This window comes from Vibrio aerogenes (assembly GCF_024346755.1).
Taxonomy (GTDB): domain Bacteria; phylum Pseudomonadota; class Gammaproteobacteria; order Enterobacterales; family Vibrionaceae; genus Vibrio; species Vibrio aerogenes.
Window position 1 is genome coordinate 604,813 of record NZ_AP024862.1, and the last position, 23,907, is coordinate 628,719.

Consider the following 23,907-nt stretch of genomic DNA (forward strand, 5'->3'; position numbering starts at 1 on the left):
ATAACGTGAAACGCCATCACGACCTTACAGCGATGGGCCGGCTGTAAGTGTACTCAGGGTCAACAGATCCGGGTGATGAGAAAAATAATAACCGGCCCAGGTCATTTGACCAGCAGATGCCTGTCTGCTGGTTTTTTTTTATCCGCTGCTGTAACTCATCACACAAAATGATAAAGAAGAACCGGGACAGACACTTTGATTCCCTTGTCCTTTAATCCTTTTGGTATGCCTGCGCGTAGCCATCCGTGGCGATGATTTGATTGTGTTTGCGTGTTTCTGAGAAAATCAGCCCGGATTCCGGTCCGAGTTTCAACCGGGGGTGCATAATATGAAGGACCACTGCCTGATGAAGAATGTTCTTCTTCTTCATGCCTGCGCCCAATAACCGAAATTCGAGATCGGTATCTTCACCTGTGCCGGGTGTCTCGTATCTGTTATCGAATCCGTTAATCGCGATTAAGTCGGCTTTCCAGGCTGAAAAATTACATCCTAATAATCCTCTTTCACGACGATTGATGTAACTTGCCAGCCATGAGGCCGTGATCCGGACGCCTTTTTCAATATGCTTGCCATAGCCGATCAGATACCGGACAAACAGCCGGATCATATTGGAGACAAAAAAACGGTGTGGGTTGGCATCCCGGTACAGATCATGTTTAACATCCGCGTGGATGTTCACCCGCCGGCCATTCAGGAAGGTATGTTCCTCTTTGTTTTTCAGGTGATCAAAAACAAAGTGTTCCTGAGGAATACAATCGCCATCCAGAAAAATCATATAAGGGCTCTGTGCAGCGTGAATACATTTATTCAGCAGCCGGTTTTTCCTGAATCCTTTATCTTCCTGCCAGACATGGGTTATTTTTTTGTGACTGTTGGCGATGAGGGCTTTCACCAAATCGACATTCTCCTGAGTCGAGCCGTCATCAGCAATCATGATTTCGAAGTGTTCAGGTTGTTTCTCAAGCGCACGGATAATACATCTTAACGCATCGACATTGTTATAAAAGGCGACAATGACAGTGGCATCATACATAAGGATAAGGTTCCTCCCATGTTTTTATGGTGCCGCTTGTTGCCGACACCACACCAACGGTACTGATACCTCAAGTATATGTCAGTTCATGATGCTGATATTGTTTTGATAAATAAATGTGACCGGACTCGCCGCTGGTTTGATTCAAAGGCAAAAACATACATGAAAGTTTTGCAGCGGGAGTACGTCAGGGTTTTTCAAATACTGAATCGCTTCACATCTCTTATTCAACGTTTCCGGTGTGCCGGGTATATTCCGTCCGGATTTTTTCAAATTGTCCAAATGCTTTTGAAACCGTGTTGACATCGGATGGAGATAACGAAATGGAGGTATGACAGTCCGGATTCGGGCAGCTGAACTTCTTCCCGGTCAGCAACAGGGTTGACTCAACATAAATGGGGGTGCCGCAATCAGGGCAGTCTATTTTCGATTGAATGCTCATCGGGTTCTCCTTGGTGCTTCGTGAGGGTTCAGGTTACTTTTTTTCAGGAATGGGATTGAGGTTCTTTTCAAAAATATCCAGAATCGTCGTCACCCCCCGTGGTAACGGGAGTTGCCCGGCTTCAAGGGTGACTTCATAGTTGGTGCCCGCCGCGGACTTTTGTGTGTTGCCGGACTGAGCGGTTAATGTGCCGTAAAGTTCGACATTGAACTCGTGAGACAAATGATCTTGATCCGGATTTTTTTGTGTCTGGTGCCGATTCTGTTTTGATGAGGTTGTGCTGCTCAGTTCCTCTGAGCTTTTCACCTCCATATTAAAAGAAATCTTCAGGGTTTCAACGGCCAGTGAACTGATGGGGATCAATGTCATCAGCGGGATGGCTATATTCATCGTGACCGGTTGTTTGCTGAACTGACCATCACTCTCCAGGACTTGTCGTGAGAGCTGAAACGTCACCATCACCGGGCGAAGATCCTTGCTGTTTTCTGCGACCTGCTCAAAGCAGGTTGTGAGTAAAAACTGTGTTTGTGCCTGTGAAATCATCGCATTGGCATCGGTTGCGGCTTTCAGTGGTGCGCCAATTAAAGCTTTCATTGGCAGCCCGGAAAATTGCTCTGCTAAGTGTGTGCTGGCCATCTTTATCCCTTATGTGCGTCAGTGGCGGGGCGTTTAGCCCGGAATCTGTGATCGGAGGGCCCGCTCATAGCCTTCGATCAGCTTTTTCAGCCCATCGGGGGGCTCGTGCCCGGTCAGGGTGATTTCGATGTGCGCATTCCCGGATTTCGGTGGGGTGTGCACAGGCGATTTTGAACTCAGCAGGTTGCCTTTCTTTGCTTGCGGGAAAGAGACGATGAGCTTGTCGTCATGATCTGTACTGATTTCCAGTTCAGCAGAGAATTTTACTTCGGTAATCCGGGGAGACGACACCGGAACCAGTGCCAGTAACGGCACCTTGACCGTGACGGTTTCCACGCCATCGGCTGAGCGCCCCGGAAACTGCATGGCACACGTTTTGGGCCTGAGCGTTGGTGCGCTGTGCTCCTCTGCGTGGCAATGATCACATGGCACCCGATCGTCAGGGCCTTCATCGGCAGGGACTTCGTCGAAGAAGCGCCGGATAAAATCGATGGTTTCCCCTTCGACTGACTTGGCTGCGTCTTTGGCGCCACGGTGTATGGCGCGCATTAAAGCTTGAAATTCAATCATGTTTTTCTTCCGGTGGATAACTTATACCCTTATATGGGGATAGCTCAATACATCTGGCGTTGAACTAAGGGTTTTTGGTTTGCTGGTCGCCGCCTTTGAGCATGATTGGATCTATATTGCGGGTAAAGGCACTGATAATCGTGGTCACGCCGGTGGGCAGCGGTAGTTGTCCGGCGTGGACATCCACTTCATATTTAGCCTGATTCGACGCTTCGTAGTGCTCTTTCTGGGATGAGGTGGATTTGCTGTTGTGTGACACGGAACCATGGACTTCAACGGAGAACAACCCGGCATTATATTTGGCGGTGATGTCCGCTTTTGCAGCGGTTTCCTGCTCATGACTGGATTCATTGTCTGTGGAGGTGGAACTTTTCACTTCCATTTCGAAGTGGACTTTGACATCGTCAACTGCCAGAGAGTTCAGCGGAATAATGGTCATCAGCGGCAGACTGAATTTGACGCTTGCCGTTGGCGGTGAACCTTCGCTGCCATCCTGATTGAGCACGGATCGGGTAATGTTGAAATCGATCATAATCGGCTCTAATTTATCGTTTTTTTTATCAAAGCAGGTACTTAACAGAAACTGCGTCTGGTTGCGCGCCATCATCCCGTTTGCGTCGGTTGCTGCCTTCAGTGGCGCACCGATCAGCGATTTCATCGGTAAACCACTAAACTGTTGTGCCATGGATGCTAATCCGGACATAGCTTTCTCCTTATAAAAATGGAAAGTGATGGATTGACGATGCATTCCTCACTTGATACTGATTAACAGACTTCATAGTGGTTGAAAGCAGACCACCACCATGGAGATTGCCAGCCAATCATAAGCGGAAGCGGGAGGCATGTTCTTGGCGGATCCGGCTGAGAATACAGGGGAAGCCGTTGGGGGAATTGTGTCTGCTGTATTTTTGAACAGACATTTTTGAGCAGATATTTTTGAACAGATATGTTTGAACAGATATGTTTGAACAGATTGCGTAAAAGCCAACTCACCGGCGTGAGTCTTTTGAAGAAGACATCACGCCGGAGCAATATCATCTCCGTCTATTGACCATTAAGCCCCAAAAAACTCAGTAATGTACTGGTATCCTGCCGGACAATAAAAGACACCGAGTAATTATCCCGTTCATTTTTATCCAGCTCTGCATCCAGCGAGATAATATAAGGTTGAGCCTCAATCAGCTGGAAGCGGGCCTGAATCATCCAGACATTCTGACCACTGCGGGTGGCATAATCAGAAAACCGGGTCCAGTATGCTTTGAGTGATCCTCTTGGCTGGGTGTTCAGCCCCTGACTGATTGCCTGACTGTAGACGTTAAATTCAATCCCCGGTCCCCAATAGCGGGTAAGTTCATCTGAACTGACGGCGTCGTCCAGTGTCCTCAGTCCCAGGGTCAGGCCCAGATTCATGCTGTTATATTTATCTAATGCTTTACCCATCCTCAGGGTGGTGTAAGCATCGACTGAGTTGGTCACTGCGTTAAAATTAGTCGGTTTGATGCCGTCTTTCTTTTGCGCTGAAGGGGCTTCGGAAAATGTCACCTTTGTTTCCATTCCCAGCAGATCAATGGGCAGCCACTCAAGGCTCAGCAAATTGAACCAGTTGTTATCGTTGTACCAACGCCCATTGACACTCAGAGCAGCCAGATAGGAGTTCTTGTCAAACGAGCGCTCCCCCTCTTCTTTATAGTTATTTTGCCGCTTGTACCCCAGCTCAAAAGTGCTGAGCCAGTTTTTTCTGAGCTCACTGTACTGGATGTTCTCTGTCCGGTTTGTCTGTTTCAGAGCCGGTGTTTGTTCCTCAAGGCACTGATTGAGAGCCAGACTGATTTTCTTTTCTGCCTCCTGTCTTGCCATCTCTTTTTCTGATTTTTGGTTGGTTGTATCCGTATCCGGTGATGGTAATTCCGGGCAGCGGATTGTCAGTTTGCCTGCTTCCTCATTCAGAGACAGACAGCGATCGACCTGATACTGGCAGATCGTGGATGGATCCTTGTCTGAACAGTTGAGCACCTTTTGCGGGGCTTTCAGTAATTGTTGCCGGCATCCGGACAGGATGGTTTGATATTGCTCCGTTGAATAAGTGAATGTGATCTCTTTTGCTTCCTGTGCCGCGAATGCGACACCATGAATTCCGAGCAGCAATACACCCGTGATGGAACAGATACGTTTCATAGTCGCCTTCCTTCGTTGTGTTTACAGCGCCTGGTCTCCGGTGGAGTTTAATTGTTGTTTCGGGCTGCCTGATGGTGCTTTATCGGATTCTTTTATGCCATCTGGTTAATATTAGAGGAATGATTTATTCATGGTGGTGATGAATGATTAAAACTGATAAGCAGATCATTACATCCATTGACCAAATTACCTGACCGTTTTCTCCGGTTATTACCTGAATCGTTGATTTATGCTGGGCAGAAATGTTCGGAGGAATTTCTATGACAGTCAGAGCCCGCAGTAATGTACAACAACAAACGAAAACACTGGCGGTGACCGCCGGAGAAAGTGAACCTGCAATCCTGACCTTTCAGCCATTGCATCCATTTGATACCGCTAAAGTCGGGATTGATTTGCAAGGAGACTTAGGTGCATCCAATGAGTATCTTGATTTATATATCAATGGTATGAAAGCAGGCGCGATCACCACCGGTAATCATCAGCAGGTCTTTCAACATGTGCTGGATAAGGATATTTCTGCTTTGGTGCAATCCGGCCAGCCCATCGTAATTCAGTTTCAGCCGACCCGCTATGTCAACCGTTTGTGGTCTTATGCCTGGAAAGCACTGGTCACTTTATCTCTTGAATCTGCGCCGCAGTTATCTGACGAAACTTTTACTGAATTTCTTTCTCCGGCGATGGCTTGTGCCAATGTGATGACGCTGAGCAGTCAGTCTTTATCAGCCTCCAGCCAGAACCTTGCTTCCGGGCAGCAACAGACAGCAATGTTGCAACACACTTCTAACGCACTGGGAATTCAGTCGATTATGGATATTGGCAGTGCGACAACTTTTGCCGTCAGCAGCGGGATCATCGAAGCTGAGTTGTACCGATAAGCTCAGTGCATTCCGGATGTGCTTTACGGGCACCACCAAGCAGGCAGATTCACTCACCGAAATACACGTTAAATCCTGAGTACCCAGGATACAGAAAAGGGAGAAAAACATGAGTAAACAAAGCGTCGTTGGCTACTTTAATGGTAGCGTCACACAACAAGAGATCGAAACGAAAGCGAAAGATTATGATGTGGTGATTTTTGCTTTCTGGGTCAGCCCGCAAGAAGGGGCTTCTGGCGCCGCAGCTTCTGCGGCGGGGAATCCGGCTCTGATCGATTATGTCAAACAGCAGGGCAAACGTTGTCTGCTGAGTGTCGGTGGTTCGACATTCAAACCCCAAACTGATGATTTAAGCAGTGCACAGGCATTCGGGACAGGCGCCGCCGAGTTTGCCCTGCAACATGGTTTTGACGGGGTCGATTTTGATATTGAAAATATTCAGCTGAACTCAACGTCACTGGCATGGCTGGCAAAAGCAACCAATGCCTGTCTGAGTGTGTCAGGGGCTGAAAATCTGAGTATCTCCCATGCACCACAGGGCCCTTACTTCACCGGACCAGGCGGATATGCTGCGCTCGAGTCGGCAACACAAGGCCGGATTGATGCGTATTATATTCAGTACTACAACCAGGGCACCTGGGCTTATCAAAGTTATGAGAATTATGATTCGATGTTTGCGACAACCTACAATGACAGTGGCCGGGATTATGCCAACCCGACGTCGATCACCAGCATCAGTCAGCAGCAGGGGATTCCGGCAGAAAAACTGTATGTCGGTAAACCTGTTTCAACGAAAGATCTGGATGGAACCGGGTATCTGTCGCCGGAAGATCTGACGGCGATTCTGAAACAGGCGAAAGCAGCGGGCATTGGTTTTGGCGGTATCATGGGCTGGTGTATTGACAGCGATACAGACGGGTCGTGGGGCGCTGCGATGAAAGCGGCACTACAGGATTAATTTGTCTGTACTGTTCTTCCCGTCTCAGGATGAAGTCAATGAAAAAGGCACCGTGTTCAGGTGCCTTTCTTTTGCGGAACTTCTGGATCAGACACATGATGTCTCTTTCTTCAGGACATTCGTTTACCGGAGACATCGGTTTGAGACAAGCGTCTGGCCAGATTATCCATCAGCGAAAACAGAATCTCGACATTATATCCAATCAGGAAAGCAATCAGCATCGGAGAATATTCTGCATCGATAACGGTTTGTTCTTTGTTGAAGATCATGCCGCTGGAAATGCCCATCACGCTGCCTAACAGGATTCTGAGGTTATAGTCGAGACAGCTTTTTACAGTGAATGTTTCTTCTTTGAATGATTGATAAATCGAACGCAGTACCAGTGTGAATGCGCCCAGAGAGCCCAGTAATAACGGCAGAATATAGCCTTCGAGTAAATCAATCATATGACCGGCGGAGATGCGTGCGCCGAAAAACAAATAGTTGGATATTTGCAGCTGACGTTCTGAGGTCAGCTGGTCAACGACTTTTTGATAGCGGACAATTTTCCGGGTGATTTGTCTGGTACGTTCCTGAGTTTTCAGTTGTTCGAGTTGCTTTTGGGCGGTACTGAGTTTTTTGTGATAGATATAGTCATCATACTCAGAGAATCGGATCTGAGGCTGAATGCCAAGCCGCCATACCGCATTCCATTGATCAAGAAAGATACGGTTGGAATCAAATTTCTGCCCCGACTCTTTTTCTTCCCGGATGAGGTTTTTCAGTTGCTCTTTTTGTTCACCGGACAGTGTATCCTGCGGCTGGCTGGTTAACTGTGAAATCTGTTGTTGCAGGTCAGCCTGTGCCTGATAAAGCTTGTCGGACTTGTTTAATACATCGAGACCAATCATATAGTAAGACTGCATCATCATTGTGAGCAGAATCAGAATACAGATAGCAATACCGTAGTAAACCGGGACACGTTTTACCCGCTTATAATGACCTTTATGCTGCTTTTGCCAGAAACCCGAGGGGGCGGTTTCTTTGACACTGGTTAAGGTGGCTGGTTTTATCTGTTCGGCCAGTGCGCAGTAGCATTGCCAGAAGCGGGACTCTTCTGTGACTGACACTTTCCCGTTTTCTGTAAAGGCCTGTTTGGTATTTAAAATGTCCTGAATGATGTCGGGCGGAATTTTCATTCCTTTACGGCACAGGTAACTCAAAATTAAATCAACTTCTTCAATGGCACAGCTCAGTTCGGACTCATAGTCCAGACGTGCTTTGGCGACAATGGCATCTGGTTTTTCCGGGGATGGGGTGACTTGCTCTGTATGGGACGGCTGTGGCGAAGTATTGGCTGTGTCTTCTGTCATTGTCATGTCTCTTCTCAGGTGGATGACGGGTCATATAACTTTATGAGACTTGCCGGGGTTGTTCTTTTGCTGCGACAGAAATGTCTTTGCCAGCATCAAAAAATCTGTGGATGTCGCCTGGGGTGACCGTACAAAAGAGCCGGATCTTTTGAGTTCATGGGTTGACCATGTTTTTGCATCGGACTGGCGGGGTATATCAATACCTGCCGGATTATTTTATCTCCATTTCTCGCAGAGGAATGAATGATGGAAGATGTGCCTTATCGCATCATTGTGCTTTCAGGGAATAAGACGGTGCTGGCGCAATTTTGTGAAAATTTATTTGACCAACCAGTGAAAATAATTCCGGTGACGCTGAACAGGCTGGTTGATCGGGTGATTGATATCGCCCCTGATGTCATTGTTGTCGATGCCACTTACGGCAGGATTCATCATCTCAGCGCGACTTGTCAGTTATTACAAAAACAGATGAACAGCCAGCAGATGGCAGTGCCGCCGGTACTGGCTGTGATCGAAGGAAACTGCGGCCAGCGGGGCGATGTGTTGCGTTGTGGTGTGGTTGATTGCATCAATTATCCCTTTGATGTGCAGGAAATGATGATGCGGATTGAATACAGCCTGCTATTGCTGAAAGCGGCTCATCACGGCCTGACACCGTACCGGTCTGGTGATCGCTTTCAGGCACTGTTTTCGGACCTGCCTGAGTATCATGAACTGGCAAATAAAACCGCTGATTACCTGCGTCAGCATCTCGCAGAACCGGTGACACTGACCAGATTGGCACAGCAGATGAATACCAACCGGACGACGTTGTCGAAAGCATTTAAACAGGCATTCAGCTGTACGGTGTTTCACTGGCTGTATCAATGCCGGATGGAGAAAGCGGCAGCTTATCTGTTGCGAACCAATTTTGATATCCGTCAGGTGGCTTATCGGGTGGGGTACCCTGACGCGAATAATTTCTCAACTGCATTTAAAAAGAGATTTTGCTGTTCACCCAGCGAATATCGTCTCCGGCATCAGTACGGCACGGCCAAACGGTCCGGTTCTGGAGCGACGCAACCGGCTCCGGTATAAATTGACGGGGGTAAAAAAAGCGATGCGGGTGCATCGCTTTTTTACAGATGAAGCACGTCAGACAGGAAATAGCTTTAGCTATTCTGCCACGGCTTCTGTTGTTGTGCTTTCCTCTTCCTGTGCGATCTGGCGGTATGTCCATGCTTTTAAGGCCACCTGAAGTGCGGATAAAGCGCCAATCATCTCACCCTGATCCCCTTTCAGTGATTTTGCTGTGTCCAGCTGGTGTTCAATCAGATCTGCCAGAAGTTTCGGTGAGTTGCTGTGTTGATGCAACAGGACACTGGTGCCGGATGCATTTTCCAGACAGACTTTGGCCGCGTGATTCTGACTGGTACGTAAACGTTGATCAACGGCCTGAAAAATTTCAAATAATTCCATCACCGCCTGATGGCTTTTTTCCGGATGAAGCCAGAAGTTCATCCCGGCATAGACATTTTGCCCCGCATGAGCCGCTTTTAATTCGGCCATCATTTGAGCCATATCTTTCTGAGGTGACATGGCCGCCATAAAATCGGTGACCTCTTTCAGTGATTGTTGCTGAAAATCAAACCAGTGCTTCATCGAAGTTATGACTTTTGACCAGTCTTGCTGAAAAGGCATCAGATAAAACATACATTATCTCCATTAATTTTGATTTTTGTTATAAACCGGTTGATTGACCAGTGATCGAGCCACAAACCTTACGGCTTGCTGCTCAGGCGTTCGACCATGCGATAGACGGCGCTGATTTGTGGTGACTTTTTGGTGAAGTAATCCGGCTCCGGATTGTCCGGTGAAGAATAGCCCCAGAAGTCCCAGCACCCCTTGGGGTTATAGGGCTTGTCGGTCGAAGGGTGAACCTGTGGATAGAGCATGATGAGGTTGTTGGCATCGGCATAAGCGTTATAACCCGTTTGGTTATAATATTTATCCTGAATCACCGTTGCGCCCTGCTCACAGCCGTGGAAAACCACATGGATGCCGCAATGAGTCCCTTTTTTACATTGTCCGGGAATGTAGACATAACCTGTTTTGTCCATGCTGGTATAAGGTGCTTTGATAAATTCCGATTGATCAAAAGGAATTGCTTTGGCACTTTGATTCATCTTGCTGGTATTCAGTCCGGGATAAATTGTTTTCAGAATATTTTTGGCCTGCGGGATATCACAGTTATTGACGAAGGGGGGTTTGGTGGCACTGCATGTGCTGTCTTTGGCATTTGCTGTAATCATTGCATGACCGGCATTGGTATTATGGTTGTAAAAAATATCCGTCACGCCCAGCGACTGATAGAAATTCCGGGTCTGATCCATGACCAGCGTACTGACCGTTTTGTCACTGCTGCCACTGAATAAATACAAATGGTCTTTTTTCAGGTTTTCGACCGGATCAATTTTTCCGGATTTGGCGAGCTGCCGGGTTTTTTTGACCAGTAACGGTGTATTTGGGCCTGAACTTTTGGTCAGTGGATTCATACAGGTATTCATCGCATTTTCCAGATAACTACTGGTTGGCCAGGATTGTGCGCATAAATAGGGGCCACCGGCAATGATCCCGGCACCTTGCATGATGGCAGAGTGTGCGACAAAAAACTGGGTGGTCATAAAAGCACCGGATGACAATCCTGAGACTGATGTATTGCTGATTTCAGCGCCGACAGCCGGTAATTTATCGGTTGCGTAGCTTGCCAGCGGAAAGAGCAGCGCGGATAAAATATACCGGGCCGGTACCGGATTGGTTTTGTTTTTCTTCATTGTGAATTCCTGTTTATCAAAAGAAGATTTGCACTTTTCAGTGTATGGAGGGGAACAGAGACCGATCTTTGGCGGATGCAGGAAAAGCTTTGGCAGCGTATCTATTTTTTGACTGGCTTGTTTGACCGGGAAAGTCAGATCTTCTTAATGGTGTCTGCATCTTCAGGGCGCTGTGGAATATCTGTTCATTCTCACCGCAAATTCCCCCGGTTTATCCGATACCTGCATTTGTGAAGTCCGTACAGTCGGTTATTTATCAGAGCTGAATGGACATGAGAGACAGAAATACGAGATTTACTTTTCATCATGAATTGCAACCGGCAGGCCGATCACTGGCGGCAGAACTTATCTGGTGCCGGAATCTGATTCACACCCGTTTGTCAGAACCACCAACCGGAAGATTTGTCGCTGATTTGCCTGAGCCTGAAGAAACCGATCCGTACGGGCATTTCATCAAAGCACAGGGCTGTGATGCCTTGACCCGTCTGGCAATCTGTCTTGCCATCATTCCTGAAGTGGCACCTTATCTGTTTGACGGACTGCTTCAGATCAATGAACAGACCCAGCGGCCCTACACCGAATTTGGTCTGGTGGAATGTGACGGTATTGTCCGGGCTACCGGCCACACGCTCGGTTTTTTACCCGGTGGCGACCCGCTGCAAAGCCGTCTTCAGGCGTTGCGTCTTTTGTCGGGACAGGCGCCGTTGTCGGGACAGGCACCTTTATCGGGACAGGCGCCTTTATCGGGACAGACGCCTTTGTCGGGACAGACGCCTTTATCGGGACAGGCGCCTTTATCGGGACAGTCGCCTTTGTCGGGACAGACACCATTATGCGAGTGGCTGGTCCGGGATACATCCGCCGAAGCTGCGCCGGTTTTGTGGCAGGCACTGCAATTGCGTCCGGAGATTTTACAGCAATTACTCTTGCCGGACATACCAGCCCGGCCGGTGATCATCAATCATCTGGCAACCCGCCTCGAAACGTCACTGCGCTGGCCGGATTTAATCCTGCCGGATGCGGTGTATCAGGATCTGGATGAAATTGAGTTGTGGCTGACTTATGGTGAGCGACTGGATACTGAATGGCAGTTGGCCGGTAAAATCCGCGATGGGTTCCGGGCACTGTTTTACGGTCCGCCGGGCACCGGAAAAACGCTGACGGCGACGTTGCTGGGCCAGCGAACTCACCGGCCTGTGTACCGGGTTGATATCGGTGCGGTGACATCCAAATATATCGGAGAGACGGAGAAGAATCTGGAGCAGGTGTTTCAACTGGCCGAACGTCATCACTGGCTGCTGTTTTTTGACGAAGCGGATGCTTTGTTTGGTCAGCGGGTTCAGACCAGTGGGGCAAATGATCAGTTCGCGAATCAGAATGTGGCGTATTTGTTGCAGAGAATTGAGTCTTTTGGCGGGATTATTATTCTGGCGACGAACTTACAGGATAACTTAGACGAGGCATTTTTCCGTCGGTTTGAGTCTACCGTTTATTTTCCAAAGCCGGATGAAGCAGTACGCTTGGCGCTGTGGGAAAATGCACTGCCGTCATTTAAACGTGCACCGGAGATTGATCTTCGTCAGCTGGCCCGTGATTACCCATTCAGTGGTGCAGACATCATTAACATTGTTCGTTATGCAGCACTCAGGGCAATGAGCGGGAATCAGAGTCAGATCACGCTGGCTGATCTCGGGCCGGGGATAGAAAAAGCCCAGCAAATGATGCAGGCAGGGCTTCAGACGGCGGGGCATCACTCATTTTTTTGAATGGATATTCAGGTCTTTTGAGGCCTGAATATCATCTCAGGGATTCAGCAGTTCAGGGGATCGTCACAGCCACGGAATTGTTTCAGTGTCGGTAAAGGGGACTGAATCTTTTCATTCAGCGCTGGGCTGTATGGCGTGTCTGACGGAACATAAGGTATCGCCTGATGTGGCATCATCGCCGCTTCAGTTTGCAACATCTGGGTGGCGATAACCGGTGCTGCGGCAATACTCAGCGCAATAAAAGTGAGTGTCATTTTCATATCAACTTCCTTTTCTGTTTTTCAGAATAAACAAATTAAGATCACTCAGGATCAACAGATCCTGAATTATCCAATTCCATGATTTTCTGATCAGAATGAGCCGGGTCCCGCAAACCGCTCAAGCCATCCAGCTTTCGTTTATAAGAAGAGGCTTCAACAAGGGCATCCATGTCTTTATATGTTTGCTGCACCAGACTCACCCAGATGATCAAGTATTTAATGGGATTGGTATTAAGCATCCAATTGATTATAGTTGAAAGTGGTTTTGGTTAAAAATTGATCGGACACATATCTATGCATATCATGTGACACGGGTGCTTTGCATGTGCCTGAACATGATCCGGGTCAAAAAATAGATTCCATCAGATGAATTGTGTTTTAATGATAATTATCACAGTTTGTTTTCACAGGTTATTGACCTGAAACTGATTCCGGAGAAAGTTATGATCGACATCGTTTTTTTTAGTGCCAAATCTTATGACAGGACTTCGTTTAGCCAGGTTGCTGATTCAGCATCGTTCCGGCTTCATTTTCATGAATTTCGTCTGACTGAAACCACCGCAAAAATGGCTGCGGGTTTTCCGGTCGTCTGTGCTTTTGTCAATGATGAATTAAATGATGCAGTGCTGACCGCGCTCAGCGAAGGCGGGACCCGGCTGATTGCAATGCGTTGCGCCGGATTCGATAAAGTGGATTTAGCAGCGGCAAAACGGCTGGGGATCCAGGTTGTCAGGGTTCCGGCTTATTCACCGGAGGCGGTTGCAGAACATACGGTCGGGTTAATGATGAGTCTGAATCGCCGCTTTCATAAGGCCTATCAGCGTACCCGTGATGCAAATTTCAACCTGGAAGGGCTGGTTGGGTTTAACTTTTACGGTAAGACTGCCGGGGTGGTCGGGACAGGAAAAATCGGTCTGGCGGTCATCCGGATTTTACGGGGGCTAGGGATGAATGTATTGTGTTTTGATCCGTTCGAAAATCCGCAGGCAATCGAACTGGATGCCCGCTATGTGCCTTTGAGTACCATCTTTTCACAGTCGGATGTGATTACATTGCATTGTCCAATGACGGAAGAAAACCGCAATATTCTCAATGATGAGGCATTTGCGCAGATGAAAGACGGCGTGATGATTATCAATACCAGCCGTGGGGGATTACTCGATTCCAGTGCTGCGATAGAGGCGCTGAAAGCGGGACGTATCGGGTCACTCGGGCTGGATGTTTACGAAAATGAAACGGATTTGTTTTTTCAGGATAAATCGAATGATGTGATTGTTGACGATGTGTTCCGTCGCCTCTCTGCCTGTCACAATGTGTTGTTTACCGGACATCAGGCATTTTTGACTGAAGATGCTTTACGTAATATTGCGACAACAACACTGGATAGTGTGACTGCTTTTATACAGGGCAATTCGTCTGGTCATGAACTGGTTGAAGCCGAATAGCTGATTTGACCCGGAAGAAGCATGTTGTTTCTTCCGGGGATGGTTCCACGCAAGGCTGTGAATCACTTTATCGTCCATCACGGTGACATGTTCACGATGCCAGAATGAGAGAATATCTTTTTCCAGCGGGTCTCTGTCTAAGGGCATCAGATAGGATAAAAGCGTGGCAAAAAAATCAGAGAGTTGAATATCAGGTGGATACCGGGGAAAAATTTTCATTTGCTGGCCTGCTTTGTCTTTTGGAGCTAAGTCAATATCAATCAAAACTATTTTGGTGTCTTTATGCACGATACCATGACAGAATTGTTACATATACCAAAAAGACCTGAAAATGCATGATTCAGTGAGAATTGATATTCCCGTGTATTATTAGATGCTTCCACTTATAAAATTATCAGATTTTTGCCATCAGTTAAGGTGTGTTGAATCATAGATGATTATTTTATTTTTCAATGAATCAGTTTGTTATGTATTTTAAATTTTTATGAATTGATGAAGTTATATAATTTTTATTGTTTTTTGTTATGAATATTAAAATCAATATAGTGATTGTGAATTGTGATTATTCACAAATATACTGTTATTTTATGAATGTGTCATCGTGATGTCCTTTATTAATATTTTTTAAGTGGTATAAACATGGCGAAATTATAATGTAATAAAATAATAGGTTAATGTATGAAATACTCTAAAATAGCTGCCGGATTATGTTCAGTTGCAGCATTATTCGCTTCCCAGGCATTTGCATATCAAAGCACTCTTCACAGACCTGTTCCAACATGCAATGCTGATGAAACACTGGTATGGGATACTTATAGTTTCTCTCCTATTCATGGTTTTAGCGCCGGGGATAACATTGTTACTAACATCGCCTGGGCCAATTTTTCGATCGATAAAAATAAAGCCCAGAATATTCGTAACTTCTTTGTTCAGGTCGTCTTTGGAAATAAAACCCAATATAACGAACATAACGTCTATGTTGTCCCTACAGGTTCCAATGTTCAGGATATTTACTGGAAATTAGGTGTGCAAGGATATGATTGGATCCGGTTTGATAATTTAGATAGTTCATATTATGCCGACCAAATCAAACGAACCGGTAAAACAACACTCGGGATCAGTCATATCGATCCTCATGGAGAATTTAAAGAATATTTTTATGTGGAAGATGTCACGATAGGTTTTTGTAGTAAAAATTAATATTAAAATAAACGAGCAGCCACATTGTTGTGGCTGTTTTTGTGTGAATTATTTAAATTAGATAAAATATATTTTCAGCCACCGGAATCAATCCGGCTCAAACCCGCCCCGCGATAGCGTATCAACAGGCTCATTTCTGCATCAAAGAAAGGCGTTATCATCCCTTGAGCTATTTTTCCTGAACAGCATTTTGGGCTGGCGCCGAATCATTCATCTTCAGGCCATATGGGTATAAGTACTTTATTTTCAGGTGATTTATTGTTTAAACTGACAATTATCTCATCCGGGGAAACACCGATGCTTGTTTCTCCGTGAGGGGAGATATTTCAGGGATTCTCATCGATTAAATAAGGATATTTATGAAGATACAATTATTCACGATAACGTCGTTACTGGCTTTTTCTTCTTTTACACTGGCGGCTTCTCAGGTAACGGATGCTGTTGCGCCGGAATCGACTACGGCGGTTGTCAACAAGTATCTCGTCACGGCAAAGCAATATATGGTGGCTGCTGCAAATCCGCATGCTGTCAAAGCTGGCTATGACGTGCTGAAAAAAGGGGGTACGGCGGCTGATGCTCTGGTCGCGGTGCAGACAGTACTCGGACTGGTCGAGCCACAGTCATCTGGTTTAGGCGGCGGCGCTTTTCTGGTGTATTACGATGCCGGAAAGCAAAAATTAACAACCTTTGACGGTCGTGAAACTGCACCGATGGCCGCGCGTCCTGCACTGTTTCAGGATGAACACGGCAAGCCGCTTAAATTTTATGATGCGGTGGTGGGTGGTCGATCTGTGGGAACACCCGGTACGGTAAAACTACTGGCGACGCTGCATCAAAAATACGGGAAGCAACCCTGGGCAGAGCTATTTAAGCCGGCTGAACATCTGGCGCAACATGGTTTTAAAGTCTCTCAGCGTCTGGCTGGTGCTATCGCCGATGATCAGAAGCGACTCAGCCGTTATCCCGATACCCGTGCTTATTTCTTTCATCAGAATGGTTCTCCGCTGGCAGAAGGTGATTTGCTGGTCAATCAAGCTTATGCCAAAACATTGAAGCTGTTGGCTACCGGGGGAGAAAAGGCGTTTTATCATGGCCAGATTGCCAAAGATATTGCAGCAAAGGTGAACGGTGTTAAAGATAATCCGGGTGTGCTGTCGGCACAGGATTTTGCTGTTTACCGGGTGAAAGAAAGAGAGCCGGTTTGTGCGTCCTATCGTCAGTATGATGTCTGTGGAATGGGGCCGCCAAGTTCCGGTGCACTGACCGTTGGACAGATTCTGGGAATGGTCAGCCATTTTGACCTGAAAAAAATGGGGCCGGACAGTCCTGAAGCCTGGCAGATTATTGGTGATGCATCCCGTCTGGCTTTTGCCGATCGCGGACGCTATATGGCGGATTCTGATTTTGTCCCGATGCCTGAAGGGTTATTAGATCCGGCTTATCTCGCCTCGCGGGCAAAATTAATCCGGCCGGGTGAGGCACTGAAGACGGTGTCTGCCGGTGAACCACCATGGAAAAACCAGATAACACTGGCGGACGATCAGGCGATTGAATTACCTTGCACTACGCAGATCGTTATTGCAGATCAGTATGGCAATATTATTTCGATGACCAGTACCATTGAAAATGGCTTTGGTTCGCGGGTGATGTCCCATGGGTTTCTGCTGAATAATGAGTTGACGGACTTTTCTTTTGCATCCTATGCGAATGGTTATCCCATCGCGAACCGGGTAGAGCCGGGAAAGCGGCCCCGCTCTTCGATGGCGCCTACGATTGTGATGAAAGACGGAAAACCCTACATGGCGGTGGGTTCTCCCGGAGGTTCGCGGATTATCGGTTATGTTGCTTCCACTTTAATTGCTCATATTGACTGGGGGATGGATATCCAGCAGGCGATTTCTTTGCCGCATTTGCTGAACCGCTTTGGCACCTATGATTTGGAAGCGGGAACGGCGGCTGAAAAAATGCAGGCGCCGCTGGAAAAAATGGGTTTCAGGGTGAACATCCGGGATCTGAACTCAGGTTTGCAAGGGATTGTGTTCGAAGATGGTCAGCTATCCGGTGGTGCAGATCCCCGTCGTGAGGGAACCGCAATGGGTGACTGATACTGCCGGACAAAACTTTATCTTTTATGCTGTGCCGTTCACTTGACGTGAGCGGCATTTTTTTCCTTGTTAAATCGTACATGGATTAAGCGTACATGGCTGTCTTGAGCGGTTTGCGGAACCAGACGCATTCTGATCAGAAAATAAGTGGAATTGGTATTAATCGTTTGAAAAAATTAAAAATTTCAAAAAAACTGAAAAATACCTGTCCTGAGTTGTTTGTCGCTGGTCGTTTGCTTGCAAACCGGTCTGTGCGGATTCAATCCGGGTTGTATGCCGGGAGCCCGATCTTGTACCGGTTATTCTTCTCCGGATTCCTGCTGAGTTTTCCGGGGGGACGACTGAAGAGGCGCTGCTTCTTTGGTTTTTTCTTCTTCATTTAATTTTGAATCGAAAAAAGCGGCGAAACCGCTCCGGGTCGGTTTATAGGGCCAGTAGTGATGTCCAAACCGAATCACCAGCGTTGCAATCGCTAAAATTAATGCGGCCAGAGAAAGCCAGACAACAAATATTCCGTCCAGTTCTTTCATGCCTAGCGTGATGTAACGGGCAATTGCCATAATCGCAATATAGATAGGATAGCGGACCGGAATTTTCCCGTAGGTCACAAATTGCTGCACCATGGTGAGGACTTCAAGGTAAATAAACATCAGCAAAATGTCTGTCAGTAAAACGGCCCTGGCGGTAAAGACGTGATGAAACTCATTTCCGATTGCAAACAAAGTGGACAGCATAATGGCTGCAAGCAAGACGGCTTCGATAATGTAGTAGGTTTTCAGAAAAATCTGCGTGTATTTTTTCGACAGTGATGACCCCATTGCTTTTCATCCATGAAATAACAGTGTGAGGTCATAGTAAAAGTAATTTTTAACCAGAGTCAATCGTAAAACATCTTTTCTTCTGATTTTTTCAGAATTGAATGGATGCTTCAGCCCGGATGATTGTCGTGAAATCCTGAGCGGATACCGGCGGATGGTTATGTGATTTATCCTTTCATTGTGACGGTGTCACTCAGGCATATAAACAATATTAAAAGTGATTAGATCGGTCTGCCGGGATTCGATCAATCCTCTGTTCCAGTCCATGCCGATTCCCCAGCTTTGGGAAAACATCCACTGGGCACCCACACCCAAAAGCAAATCCATCCCCCGGACGGTCTTTTCTGCCAGTTGTCCGGCTGATATTTCACTTTTGTTGAAAAACGGCCCGCCACGAGCGTACACCGACAGTGAGTCTGAAAGGTTGTAAGATGGCTTGATGGTAAACGCGATGCCCTGTGCTGAAAGTGGAAACTGGTCGGTCAGGATTTGGCTGGCTGTCTGCGGGTTGTTGACAAAACCGGAAAGATGTCCTGAGGCGGGGCCAAAGTTCAGATAGCCCGCTTCCAGACGATAATGGGCCGACCATTGATAACCCGCCCAGAGACTGAAACCGGGTCGCTGGCTAATGTCTGAAACCCTGAGCTGTGATTCACCAGCCTGACGGAGTGCATGATTGACTGCTGAAGCGTCTGTATCTGTGAGCGGCCAGCCGGCTCCCAGACTGAATTGCCACGGATTTTGCGGCAGTTCGGTGCTGACTTCAGTTTCTGAAAAAACATGACAGGAAGTCGTGGCAGCACTGCCCGCGATCAGCAATAAATAAATTTTCTTCATGATTGAATCTCTGCCCGGTGATGGTTGGGATACTGACGGAGCCGGATACTGAACAGCAAACCTAATAACAGCCCTGCAAATGGACTGAAGCCGCCGCCTCCGGTTTTTACTTTTTCGCTGATTGCGGTTCGGGTTGCGATGCCGCCGGGATCGATAATCGTGCCGTTGGCATTTTGATCGTTATCATTCGGACCGCCATCTTCGATGGTCAGCTGCACACACCAGTAACCGGCAATGAGCCCGGTTTCGAAACTTTTATCTCCGGGAGGCGGGCAGTAACCGGGCTGTCCGGGCGCAGAAGCCAGACTGTTACGGCTGTCTTCTGTAAACGTCCGCCACCCTCTGGTTGCAGACCATTTCCGGTAAATGGCATGGTCCGGAATGGCTGAGCGCTGAGGAATCACAACATTGACAGACTGGCCGTGGGTAGCAATATCATGCACTTCGAAGTCAAACAGGCCGCCGCTATGAATGGCACTATCGGCTTCGATGGTTTGCGTGTCATCATAAGCATCACTGGTATGAACCAGTGTACCTTTGCGCCCGGTCCTCAGTGCCGTTTGGCCAAGGTGCAGACGGGTGCCCGGATCGGACTCCAGCAGATTGTAATTCCCTTCAGATGCCAGATGTCCGATGACATTCGCCAGTTGGTACTGATTATCCATATAATCGTAGATACCGTCGTTATCACTGTCATTGTATCCTTCTTCCAGATCTGACAAGCCATCCTGATCGGTATCATCTGTTTCTGTGAGTACTTCTGTTGTTTCAGTAATACTGATGATTTGAGTTGCGGAATCAGAGCGTTGTGGGGAGCCGGAATCATTCACTGTCACACCAATCCGGTACAACCCTGACGCCAGTGTGGCCGGATTAAAAGTAATGGCAGATTGGTTGGTCATGGCGGCGTTGTCTGAAATCTCTGCCGGCAGGTTCCACTGGAGCGAATGCGTATCCTGCAGATTGCTGTCGGTCACTGTCGCGGTAATCGTGACAGGGCCGCCACGACGCGAGATCTCAGCACTTTGTATCTGGTTCTGGATGACAGACAGATTGATTTCCGGCGCAATATTACTTTCACTGATGGTCACGGTATGGATCGGTTTATTGCCGGTATTCAGTGTACCGTCGGAGTTGAGCATGGAAATCACAATCGTTTCGTCACTTTCCTCAACCGTATCTGCCAGTGTCTGAAAGGTGATGCTTCCTTCTGTTCCCGATGAAATGGTCACGACACCATCACTGAGGTCATCATCTTCTCCCGGAATGGCGGTACCGGTGACCTGATAAGGAATGGTCACCGGATATTCAGGAGAGGGGCCATTTAACAGGACTTTGACGGTGACCTGATTCCCTTCTGTGACCGATTGATCTTTGGCGAAGTTGATTAAGGGGCGGACATAAACTGTTTGCGTTGCCTGAGCGGTGTTTCCGGCGGAATCCGTAGCCTGATAAGTCAGGGTATGTTGCCCCGGAGACAGGCGTGCTTCCCGGTTCCCGCTGACTTCAACGGCGCCATCAAGATAATCGGTTGCAGTGATATCGCCAAGATTCACCAGTGTGAAAAGCCCGGTGGCATCGACCCGGATGACGGACGCCAGGCTGATTTGGGGCGGAACGGTATCCTGATGTGGGTTGGTACCGGCGGCGGCTTCCGCGGCATTAGTTGCACCATCGCCATCACTGTCGAGTGCAGCGTCACTGCTGTCGAGTGAATCAAATCCCCATGTGTTTTCCCAGCTGTCGCTCATGCCATCATTGTCGTCATCGGTGTCCGCATTGTTACCAATACCATCGCCGTCTGTATCTGTGGTTTCAGTGGCATCAAGCGGGAAAGCATCACTGGCATCGCTGACACCGTCGTTGTCATCGTCTGTGTCTGCATGATTGCCGATACCATCCCCATCGGTATCTGCTGACTCAGCCGGGTCGTGCGGGAACAGATCTTCAGCATCACCGATGCCATCATTATCATTGTCTGTATCGGAGTTATCACCAATACCGTCACCGTCAAAATCAGTTGTTTCACCGGCATCGAGCGGGAAGGTGTCCTGAGTATCACTGACGCCGTCGTTGTCGTCATCGGTGTCTGCATTGTTCCCGATACCATCGCCGTCAGTGTCTGTCGTTTCAGTGGCATCGAGCGGGAAAGCGTCATTGGTGTCACTGACACCATCGTTGTCGTCGTCCGTATCGGCATTGTCTCCGGTGCCGTCGCCATCGCTGTCTGTTGTTTCTGAGCCATCAAGCGGAAAAGTATCACTGGCATCATCAACACCATCACCGTCATCATCCGTATCGGTACTGTTCCCGATACCATCGCCGTCGGTGTCGACACTATCTGTGGGATCTAAGGGTAAATCATCGCTGGTGTCATCCACGCCGTCGTTGTCGTCGTCTGTATCAGCATTATTCCCGATGCCATCACCGTCAGTATCTGTGGTTTCAGTGGCATCAAGCGGGAAAGCATCACTGGTATCATCAACGCCGTCGCCATCATCATCATCGTCATTCACATCAGCGATGCCATCACTGTCTGTATCGCGAAGCACCTGCAATGAAACGGTGGTCAGGATGTTAAAGCCTGAACCATCCCAGCCCTGCCAGGTAAACTGATCGGTACCGGTAAAGTCAGCATCAGGTGTGTAGTTCAGCAGGGAGTATTCAGCACTGGTGATTTCCTGACCAACGCTCACCGGTGTCGTGTTTAATGTCAGTGTGCCGTGCGCAGGCAAAGAAGCAATGCGGATGCGGGTTATCAGGCCTGAATCACCGGTAAAATCGGCGTTATCAAACCCTGAAGAAACATCTTCGACAATCTCTTTTGAAGTCGCTGCGTCCTGAATACTTTGAGCGATATCTGCCAGATCGGCGATATCACCGGCACCATAAAACCAGGTAAAGCTGTCAGATTCTCCGGGTGCAAGGTCTTTCATCCGGACATAAAAACCGTATGAACCATCATTTGTTGCCTGAACGGATGATGTCGTGGGGTTCTGGTCGATCACATTTTGAAAAGAACAACACAGGTTCTGAATCACATAAGAATTATCCGAAGTGGAGAAAAAAAGTACACCACTGTCACCACTGGTAATTTGCAGTGCCTGTGCCTGATCGCCAGCCGAGGTCAGTGAGACAAAACTACCATTGGTTAAATTTCCCCTGGTTTTTTGAGGTTGATCTTCAGTATCAATAAAATCGTCTCTGGTTCCGAGCCAGAAACGCAGGTTTTCAGCATTTTGAGCACTGTTATTGGTCAGCTGGATAATGATATTGACATAAGGCGAATTCTGGCTGACCTGATAAGTTGCTCTGTAACCCAGATTGATACTGTTGAGCGTCACACTGCCTTCGGTGGTTAAAATGCCATAGCCGCGATCACCATCATATTTGGTAAACAACGAGGTGTCCGTTGTCTGGCCGGAGAGCGTAAAGCCGGAACTTATCTGTCCGTTGATATTCCACAAATCAGTGCCGTCACCACCAACACCAATGGCTGAATCCAGTGGATAATCATCGTAAGTTAACGGATACCAGGTTGTTGCGCTGTCATTGTAATAAAAAGGTTGCTTTGGCAGCCCTGAATTGTTGATTGAGTCTTCTGTGCCATTCCCAAAGCGAATTTGTTCACTGTCAAAAATAGTTGCTGCGGATGCTGTGCCACAGACGAGTGACAGAGCTGCGGTGTAAGCCAAAGTCAGTAAAATCGTGCGCATGTCGCCCCTTGTTCTTCTCTTTATCATTCGAGATATATTGAAACGGGTTGTGTGCTGTGATAATCAGGAGTTGCAGTATTCGTGCAAAATCCCTCATCCCTGAGATTACCTTTTGTTCACAAAATGGATAATTTTAAGCCAAATGGCATCATTTATATTCACGGGATGAGTGATTTTGGCCTAAATGATAACACATATTTTTTGATAAATATATTATTAAAGTGGCACTAATCAATATGCGAGCAGTCAGGAGGGTGATGCAAAAGATGGCCGGATTTGAGATGATTCATTCATCGTCCTCAACATGCATACCAGGGATAAATCATGTGGTTGTTGCTGCTGTCTTTCAGTCAATCAAGCTGAGGAGCTAATTTGAACAGTCCTGCACGGTGATGCATCGTGTAACCCGTCCGGATATACGCCGGTTCTGTTTTTCTTCGTTAATCGGAAAGCCGGGCGGTTCCCAACATTCTGATTTTTGGGTGGTATCTTGAAAATATAGGTGGCATGTTCCGGGAAGAGAGGGACAAGTTAAAGTTTATTGTTTTGTTAATGATGCGCAGTATTTTGAATGTTTGATCCTTCATACTAAGGGTAATGTACTTTTTGATTATCTTCTAAAATTATAATTGTTCAATAATTTATTCAGGCAGTAATTTGACATTAAATATCTATAAATAATTTTTAATGATTTATATATAATTATTTTATATGAATAAATTGATATATTTTCCCTTGAGCTATAGTATTTAAGATTGTATTATTATGTTAATCACTTTCTAATATTGTGGTTATTGTTATTCATAATTAAAGTGATTTGTTAATGTTTTATAATTTATATTAAGGATTAATTCTATGAATGTTAAAATTGAAAAAATTAAAGAAGTCTCTGGTGTTTCAGCTCAC

At 47.1% G+C, this 23,907-nt stretch carries 19 protein-coding genes and 1 pseudogene; 7 read left to right on the plus strand and 13 right to left on the minus strand.

What is annotated here, in order from left to right:
* Positions 1-211: 211 nt before the first annotated feature.
* The 6 genes from OCV29_RS20345 to OCV29_RS20370 form a co-directional block, all read right to left on the minus strand.
* Positions 212-1,033 carry a glycosyltransferase gene (locus tag OCV29_RS20345; RefSeq protein ID WP_073602219.1) on the minus strand — a complete coding sequence of 274 codons (822 nt, stop codon included), beginning with the start codon at positions 1,031-1,033 and terminating at the stop codon, positions 212-214.
* Positions 1,034-1,256: 223 nt separating this feature from the next.
* Entirely contained in the window at positions 1,257-1,475 is a 219-nt protein-coding gene (locus tag OCV29_RS20350; protein WP_073602220.1) for a hypothetical protein, read from the minus strand.
* A 33-nt stretch (positions 1,476-1,508) separates the two neighbouring features.
* Positions 1,509-2,111: a DUF2589 domain-containing protein gene (locus OCV29_RS20355; RefSeq protein WP_073602221.1), complete on the minus strand. Its 603-nt coding sequence runs from the start codon at positions 2,109-2,111 to the stop codon at positions 1,509-1,511.
* A gap of 33 nt (positions 2,112-2,144) precedes the next feature.
* A complete protein-coding gene (locus tag OCV29_RS20360; RefSeq protein ID WP_073602222.1) occupies positions 2,145-2,681 on the minus strand; it encodes a DUF2589 domain-containing protein in 537 nt (178 codons plus the stop codon).
* A 64-nt stretch (positions 2,682-2,745) separates the two neighbouring features.
* Positions 2,746-3,384 (minus strand): DUF2589 domain-containing protein, encoded by a 639-nt coding sequence (locus tag OCV29_RS20365; RefSeq protein ID WP_073602223.1) that lies wholly within the window; start codon positions 3,382-3,384, stop codon positions 2,746-2,748.
* 341 nt (positions 3,385-3,725) lie between these two features.
* Positions 3,726-4,856: a hypothetical protein gene (locus OCV29_RS20370; RefSeq protein ID WP_073602225.1), complete on the minus strand. Its 1,131-nt coding sequence runs from the start codon at positions 4,854-4,856 to the stop codon at positions 3,726-3,728.
* Between the two features lie 260 nt (positions 4,857-5,116).
* Here OCV29_RS20370 and OCV29_RS20375 point away from each other — a divergent pair, with 260 nt between their 5' ends.
* Positions 5,117-5,731 carry a RebB family R body protein gene (locus OCV29_RS20375; RefSeq protein ID WP_073602226.1) on the plus strand — a complete coding sequence of 205 codons (615 nt, stop codon included), beginning with the start codon at positions 5,117-5,119 and terminating at the stop codon, positions 5,729-5,731.
* Positions 5,732-5,840: 109 nt separating this feature from the next.
* Complete coding sequence (locus OCV29_RS20380) at positions 5,841-6,689, plus strand: glycosyl hydrolase family 18 protein (RefSeq protein ID WP_073602227.1); 849 nt, start codon at positions 5,841-5,843, stop codon at positions 6,687-6,689.
* A 110-nt stretch (positions 6,690-6,799) separates the two neighbouring features.
* On the opposite strand, the gene OCV29_RS20385 is transcribed toward OCV29_RS20380, so the two are convergent.
* Complete coding sequence (locus tag OCV29_RS20385; protein ID WP_139281495.1) at positions 6,800-8,041, minus strand: hypothetical protein; 1,242 nt, start codon at positions 8,039-8,041, stop codon at positions 6,800-6,802.
* Positions 8,042-8,284: 243 nt separating this feature from the next.
* Here OCV29_RS20385 and OCV29_RS20390 point away from each other — a divergent pair, with 243 nt between their 5' ends.
* On the plus strand, positions 8,285-9,118 hold the full coding sequence (locus OCV29_RS20390) for a helix-turn-helix transcriptional regulator (protein ID WP_084193189.1): 834 nt from the start codon (positions 8,285-8,287) through the stop codon (positions 9,116-9,118).
* Between the two features lie 78 nt (positions 9,119-9,196).
* Here the strand turns inward: OCV29_RS20390 and OCV29_RS20395 are convergent, their stop codons facing one another.
* Positions 9,197-9,733 carry a hypothetical protein gene (locus OCV29_RS20395; RefSeq protein ID WP_073602231.1) on the minus strand — a complete coding sequence of 179 codons (537 nt, stop codon included), beginning with the start codon at positions 9,731-9,733 and terminating at the stop codon, positions 9,197-9,199.
* A 68-nt stretch (positions 9,734-9,801) separates the two neighbouring features.
* Positions 9,802-10,854 carry an extracellular catalytic domain type 2 short-chain-length polyhydroxyalkanoate depolymerase gene (locus tag OCV29_RS20400; protein WP_217653281.1) on the minus strand — a complete coding sequence of 351 codons (1,053 nt, stop codon included), beginning with the start codon at positions 10,852-10,854 and terminating at the stop codon, positions 9,802-9,804.
* 272 nt (positions 10,855-11,126) lie between these two features.
* Here OCV29_RS20400 and OCV29_RS20405 point away from each other — a divergent pair, with 272 nt between their 5' ends.
* The gene (locus OCV29_RS20405) at positions 11,127-12,620 is read left to right on the plus strand and encodes an ATP-binding protein (RefSeq protein WP_073602232.1); all 1,494 of its coding nucleotides are present in this window, start codon (positions 11,127-11,129) and stop codon (positions 12,618-12,620) included.
* 44 nt (positions 12,621-12,664) lie between these two features.
* Here OCV29_RS20405 and OCV29_RS20410 read toward each other — a convergent pair whose 3' ends face one another.
* Entirely contained in the window at positions 12,665-12,880 is a 216-nt protein-coding gene (locus OCV29_RS20410) for a hypothetical protein (protein ID WP_073602233.1), read from the minus strand.
* 443 nt (positions 12,881-13,323) lie between these two features.
* Between OCV29_RS20410 and OCV29_RS20415 the strand changes: the two genes are divergently transcribed.
* The 3 genes from OCV29_RS20415 to ggt all read left to right on the plus strand — a co-directional run bounded on the left by OCV29_RS20415 (position 13,324) and on the right by ggt (position 17,630).
* Entirely contained in the window at positions 13,324-14,325 is a 1,002-nt protein-coding gene (locus OCV29_RS20415; RefSeq protein ID WP_261887436.1) for a 2-hydroxyacid dehydrogenase, read from the plus strand.
* A 678-nt stretch (positions 14,326-15,003) separates the two neighbouring features.
* A complete protein-coding gene (locus OCV29_RS20420) occupies positions 15,004-15,525 on the plus strand; it encodes a hypothetical protein (RefSeq protein WP_073601964.1) in 522 nt (173 codons plus the stop codon).
* A gap of 359 nt (positions 15,526-15,884) precedes the next feature.
* The gene (gene ggt, locus OCV29_RS20425; RefSeq protein ID WP_073601965.1) at positions 15,885-17,630 is read left to right on the plus strand and encodes a gamma-glutamyltransferase; all 1,746 of its coding nucleotides are present in this window, start codon (positions 15,885-15,887) and stop codon (positions 17,628-17,630) included.
* A gap of 410 nt (positions 17,631-18,040) precedes the next feature.
* Here ggt and OCV29_RS20430 read toward each other — a convergent pair.
* The 3 genes and pseudogenes from OCV29_RS20430 to OCV29_RS20440 all read right to left on the minus strand — a co-directional run.
* A pseudogene (locus tag OCV29_RS20430) lies at positions 18,041-18,448 on the minus strand (phosphate-starvation-inducible protein PsiE); the annotation flags it as partial.
* Positions 18,449-18,637: 189 nt separating this feature from the next.
* Entirely contained in the window at positions 18,638-19,285 is a 648-nt protein-coding gene (locus tag OCV29_RS20435; RefSeq protein WP_073601966.1) for an outer membrane beta-barrel protein, read from the minus strand.
* Positions 19,282-23,001: a thrombospondin type 3 repeat-containing protein gene (locus OCV29_RS20440; RefSeq protein WP_073601967.1), complete on the minus strand. Its 3,720-nt coding sequence runs from the start codon at positions 22,999-23,001 to the stop codon at positions 19,282-19,284. The genes OCV29_RS20435 and OCV29_RS20440 overlap by 4 nt, the downstream gene beginning before the upstream one ends.
* Positions 23,002-23,907: the final 906 nt, after the last annotated feature.

Coding starts and splice junctions, on each gene's coding strand:
- OCV29_RS20355 (WP_073602221.1), bottom strand. CDS start 2,111: ATGGCCAGCACACACTTAGCAGAGCAATTTTCCGGGCTGCCAATGAAA.
- OCV29_RS20420 (WP_073601964.1), top strand. CDS start 15,004: ATGAAATACTCTAAAATAGCTGCCGGATTATGTTCAGTTGCAGCATTA.
- OCV29_RS20365 (WP_073602223.1), bottom strand. CDS start 3,384: ATGTCCGGATTAGCATCCATGGCACAACAGTTTAGTGGTTTACCGATG.
- OCV29_RS20405 (WP_073602232.1), top strand. CDS start 11,127: ATGAGAGACAGAAATACGAGATTTACTTTTCATCATGAATTGCAACCG.
- OCV29_RS20435 (WP_073601966.1), bottom strand. CDS start 19,285: ATGAAGAAAATTTATTTATTGCTGATCGCGGGCAGTGCTGCCACGACT.
- OCV29_RS20345 (WP_073602219.1), bottom strand. CDS start 1,033: ATGTATGATGCCACTGTCATTGTCGCCTTTTATAACAATGTCGATGCG.
- OCV29_RS20380 (WP_073602227.1), top strand. CDS start 5,841: ATGAGTAAACAAAGCGTCGTTGGCTACTTTAATGGTAGCGTCACACAA.
- OCV29_RS20385 (WP_139281495.1), bottom strand. CDS start 8,041: ATGACAGAAGACACAGCCAATACTTCGCCACAGCCGTCCCATACAGAG.
- OCV29_RS20390 (WP_084193189.1), top strand. CDS start 8,285: ATGATGGAAGATGTGCCTTATCGCATCATTGTGCTTTCAGGGAATAAG.
- ggt (WP_073601965.1), top strand. CDS start 15,885: ATGAAGATACAATTATTCACGATAACGTCGTTACTGGCTTTTTCTTCT.
- OCV29_RS20440 (WP_073601967.1), bottom strand. CDS start 23,001: ATGCGCACGATTTTACTGACTTTGGCTTACACCGCAGCTCTGTCACTC.
- OCV29_RS20395 (WP_073602231.1), bottom strand. CDS start 9,733: ATGTTTTATCTGATGCCTTTTCAGCAAGACTGGTCAAAAGTCATAACT.
- OCV29_RS20370 (WP_073602225.1), bottom strand. CDS start 4,856: ATGAAACGTATCTGTTCCATCACGGGTGTATTGCTGCTCGGAATTCAT.
- OCV29_RS20375 (WP_073602226.1), top strand. CDS start 5,117: ATGACAGTCAGAGCCCGCAGTAATGTACAACAACAAACGAAAACACTG.
- OCV29_RS20360 (WP_073602222.1), bottom strand. CDS start 2,681: ATGATTGAATTTCAAGCTTTAATGCGCGCCATACACCGTGGCGCCAAA.
- OCV29_RS20400 (WP_217653281.1), bottom strand. CDS start 10,854: ATGAAGAAAAACAAAACCAATCCGGTACCGGCCCGGTATATTTTATCC.
- OCV29_RS20410 (WP_073602233.1), bottom strand. CDS start 12,880: ATGAAAATGACACTCACTTTTATTGCGCTGAGTATTGCCGCAGCACCG.
- OCV29_RS20350 (WP_073602220.1), bottom strand. CDS start 1,475: ATGAGCATTCAATCGAAAATAGACTGCCCTGATTGCGGCACCCCCATT.
- OCV29_RS20415 (WP_261887436.1), top strand. CDS start 13,324: ATGATCGACATCGTTTTTTTTAGTGCCAAATCTTATGACAGGACTTCG.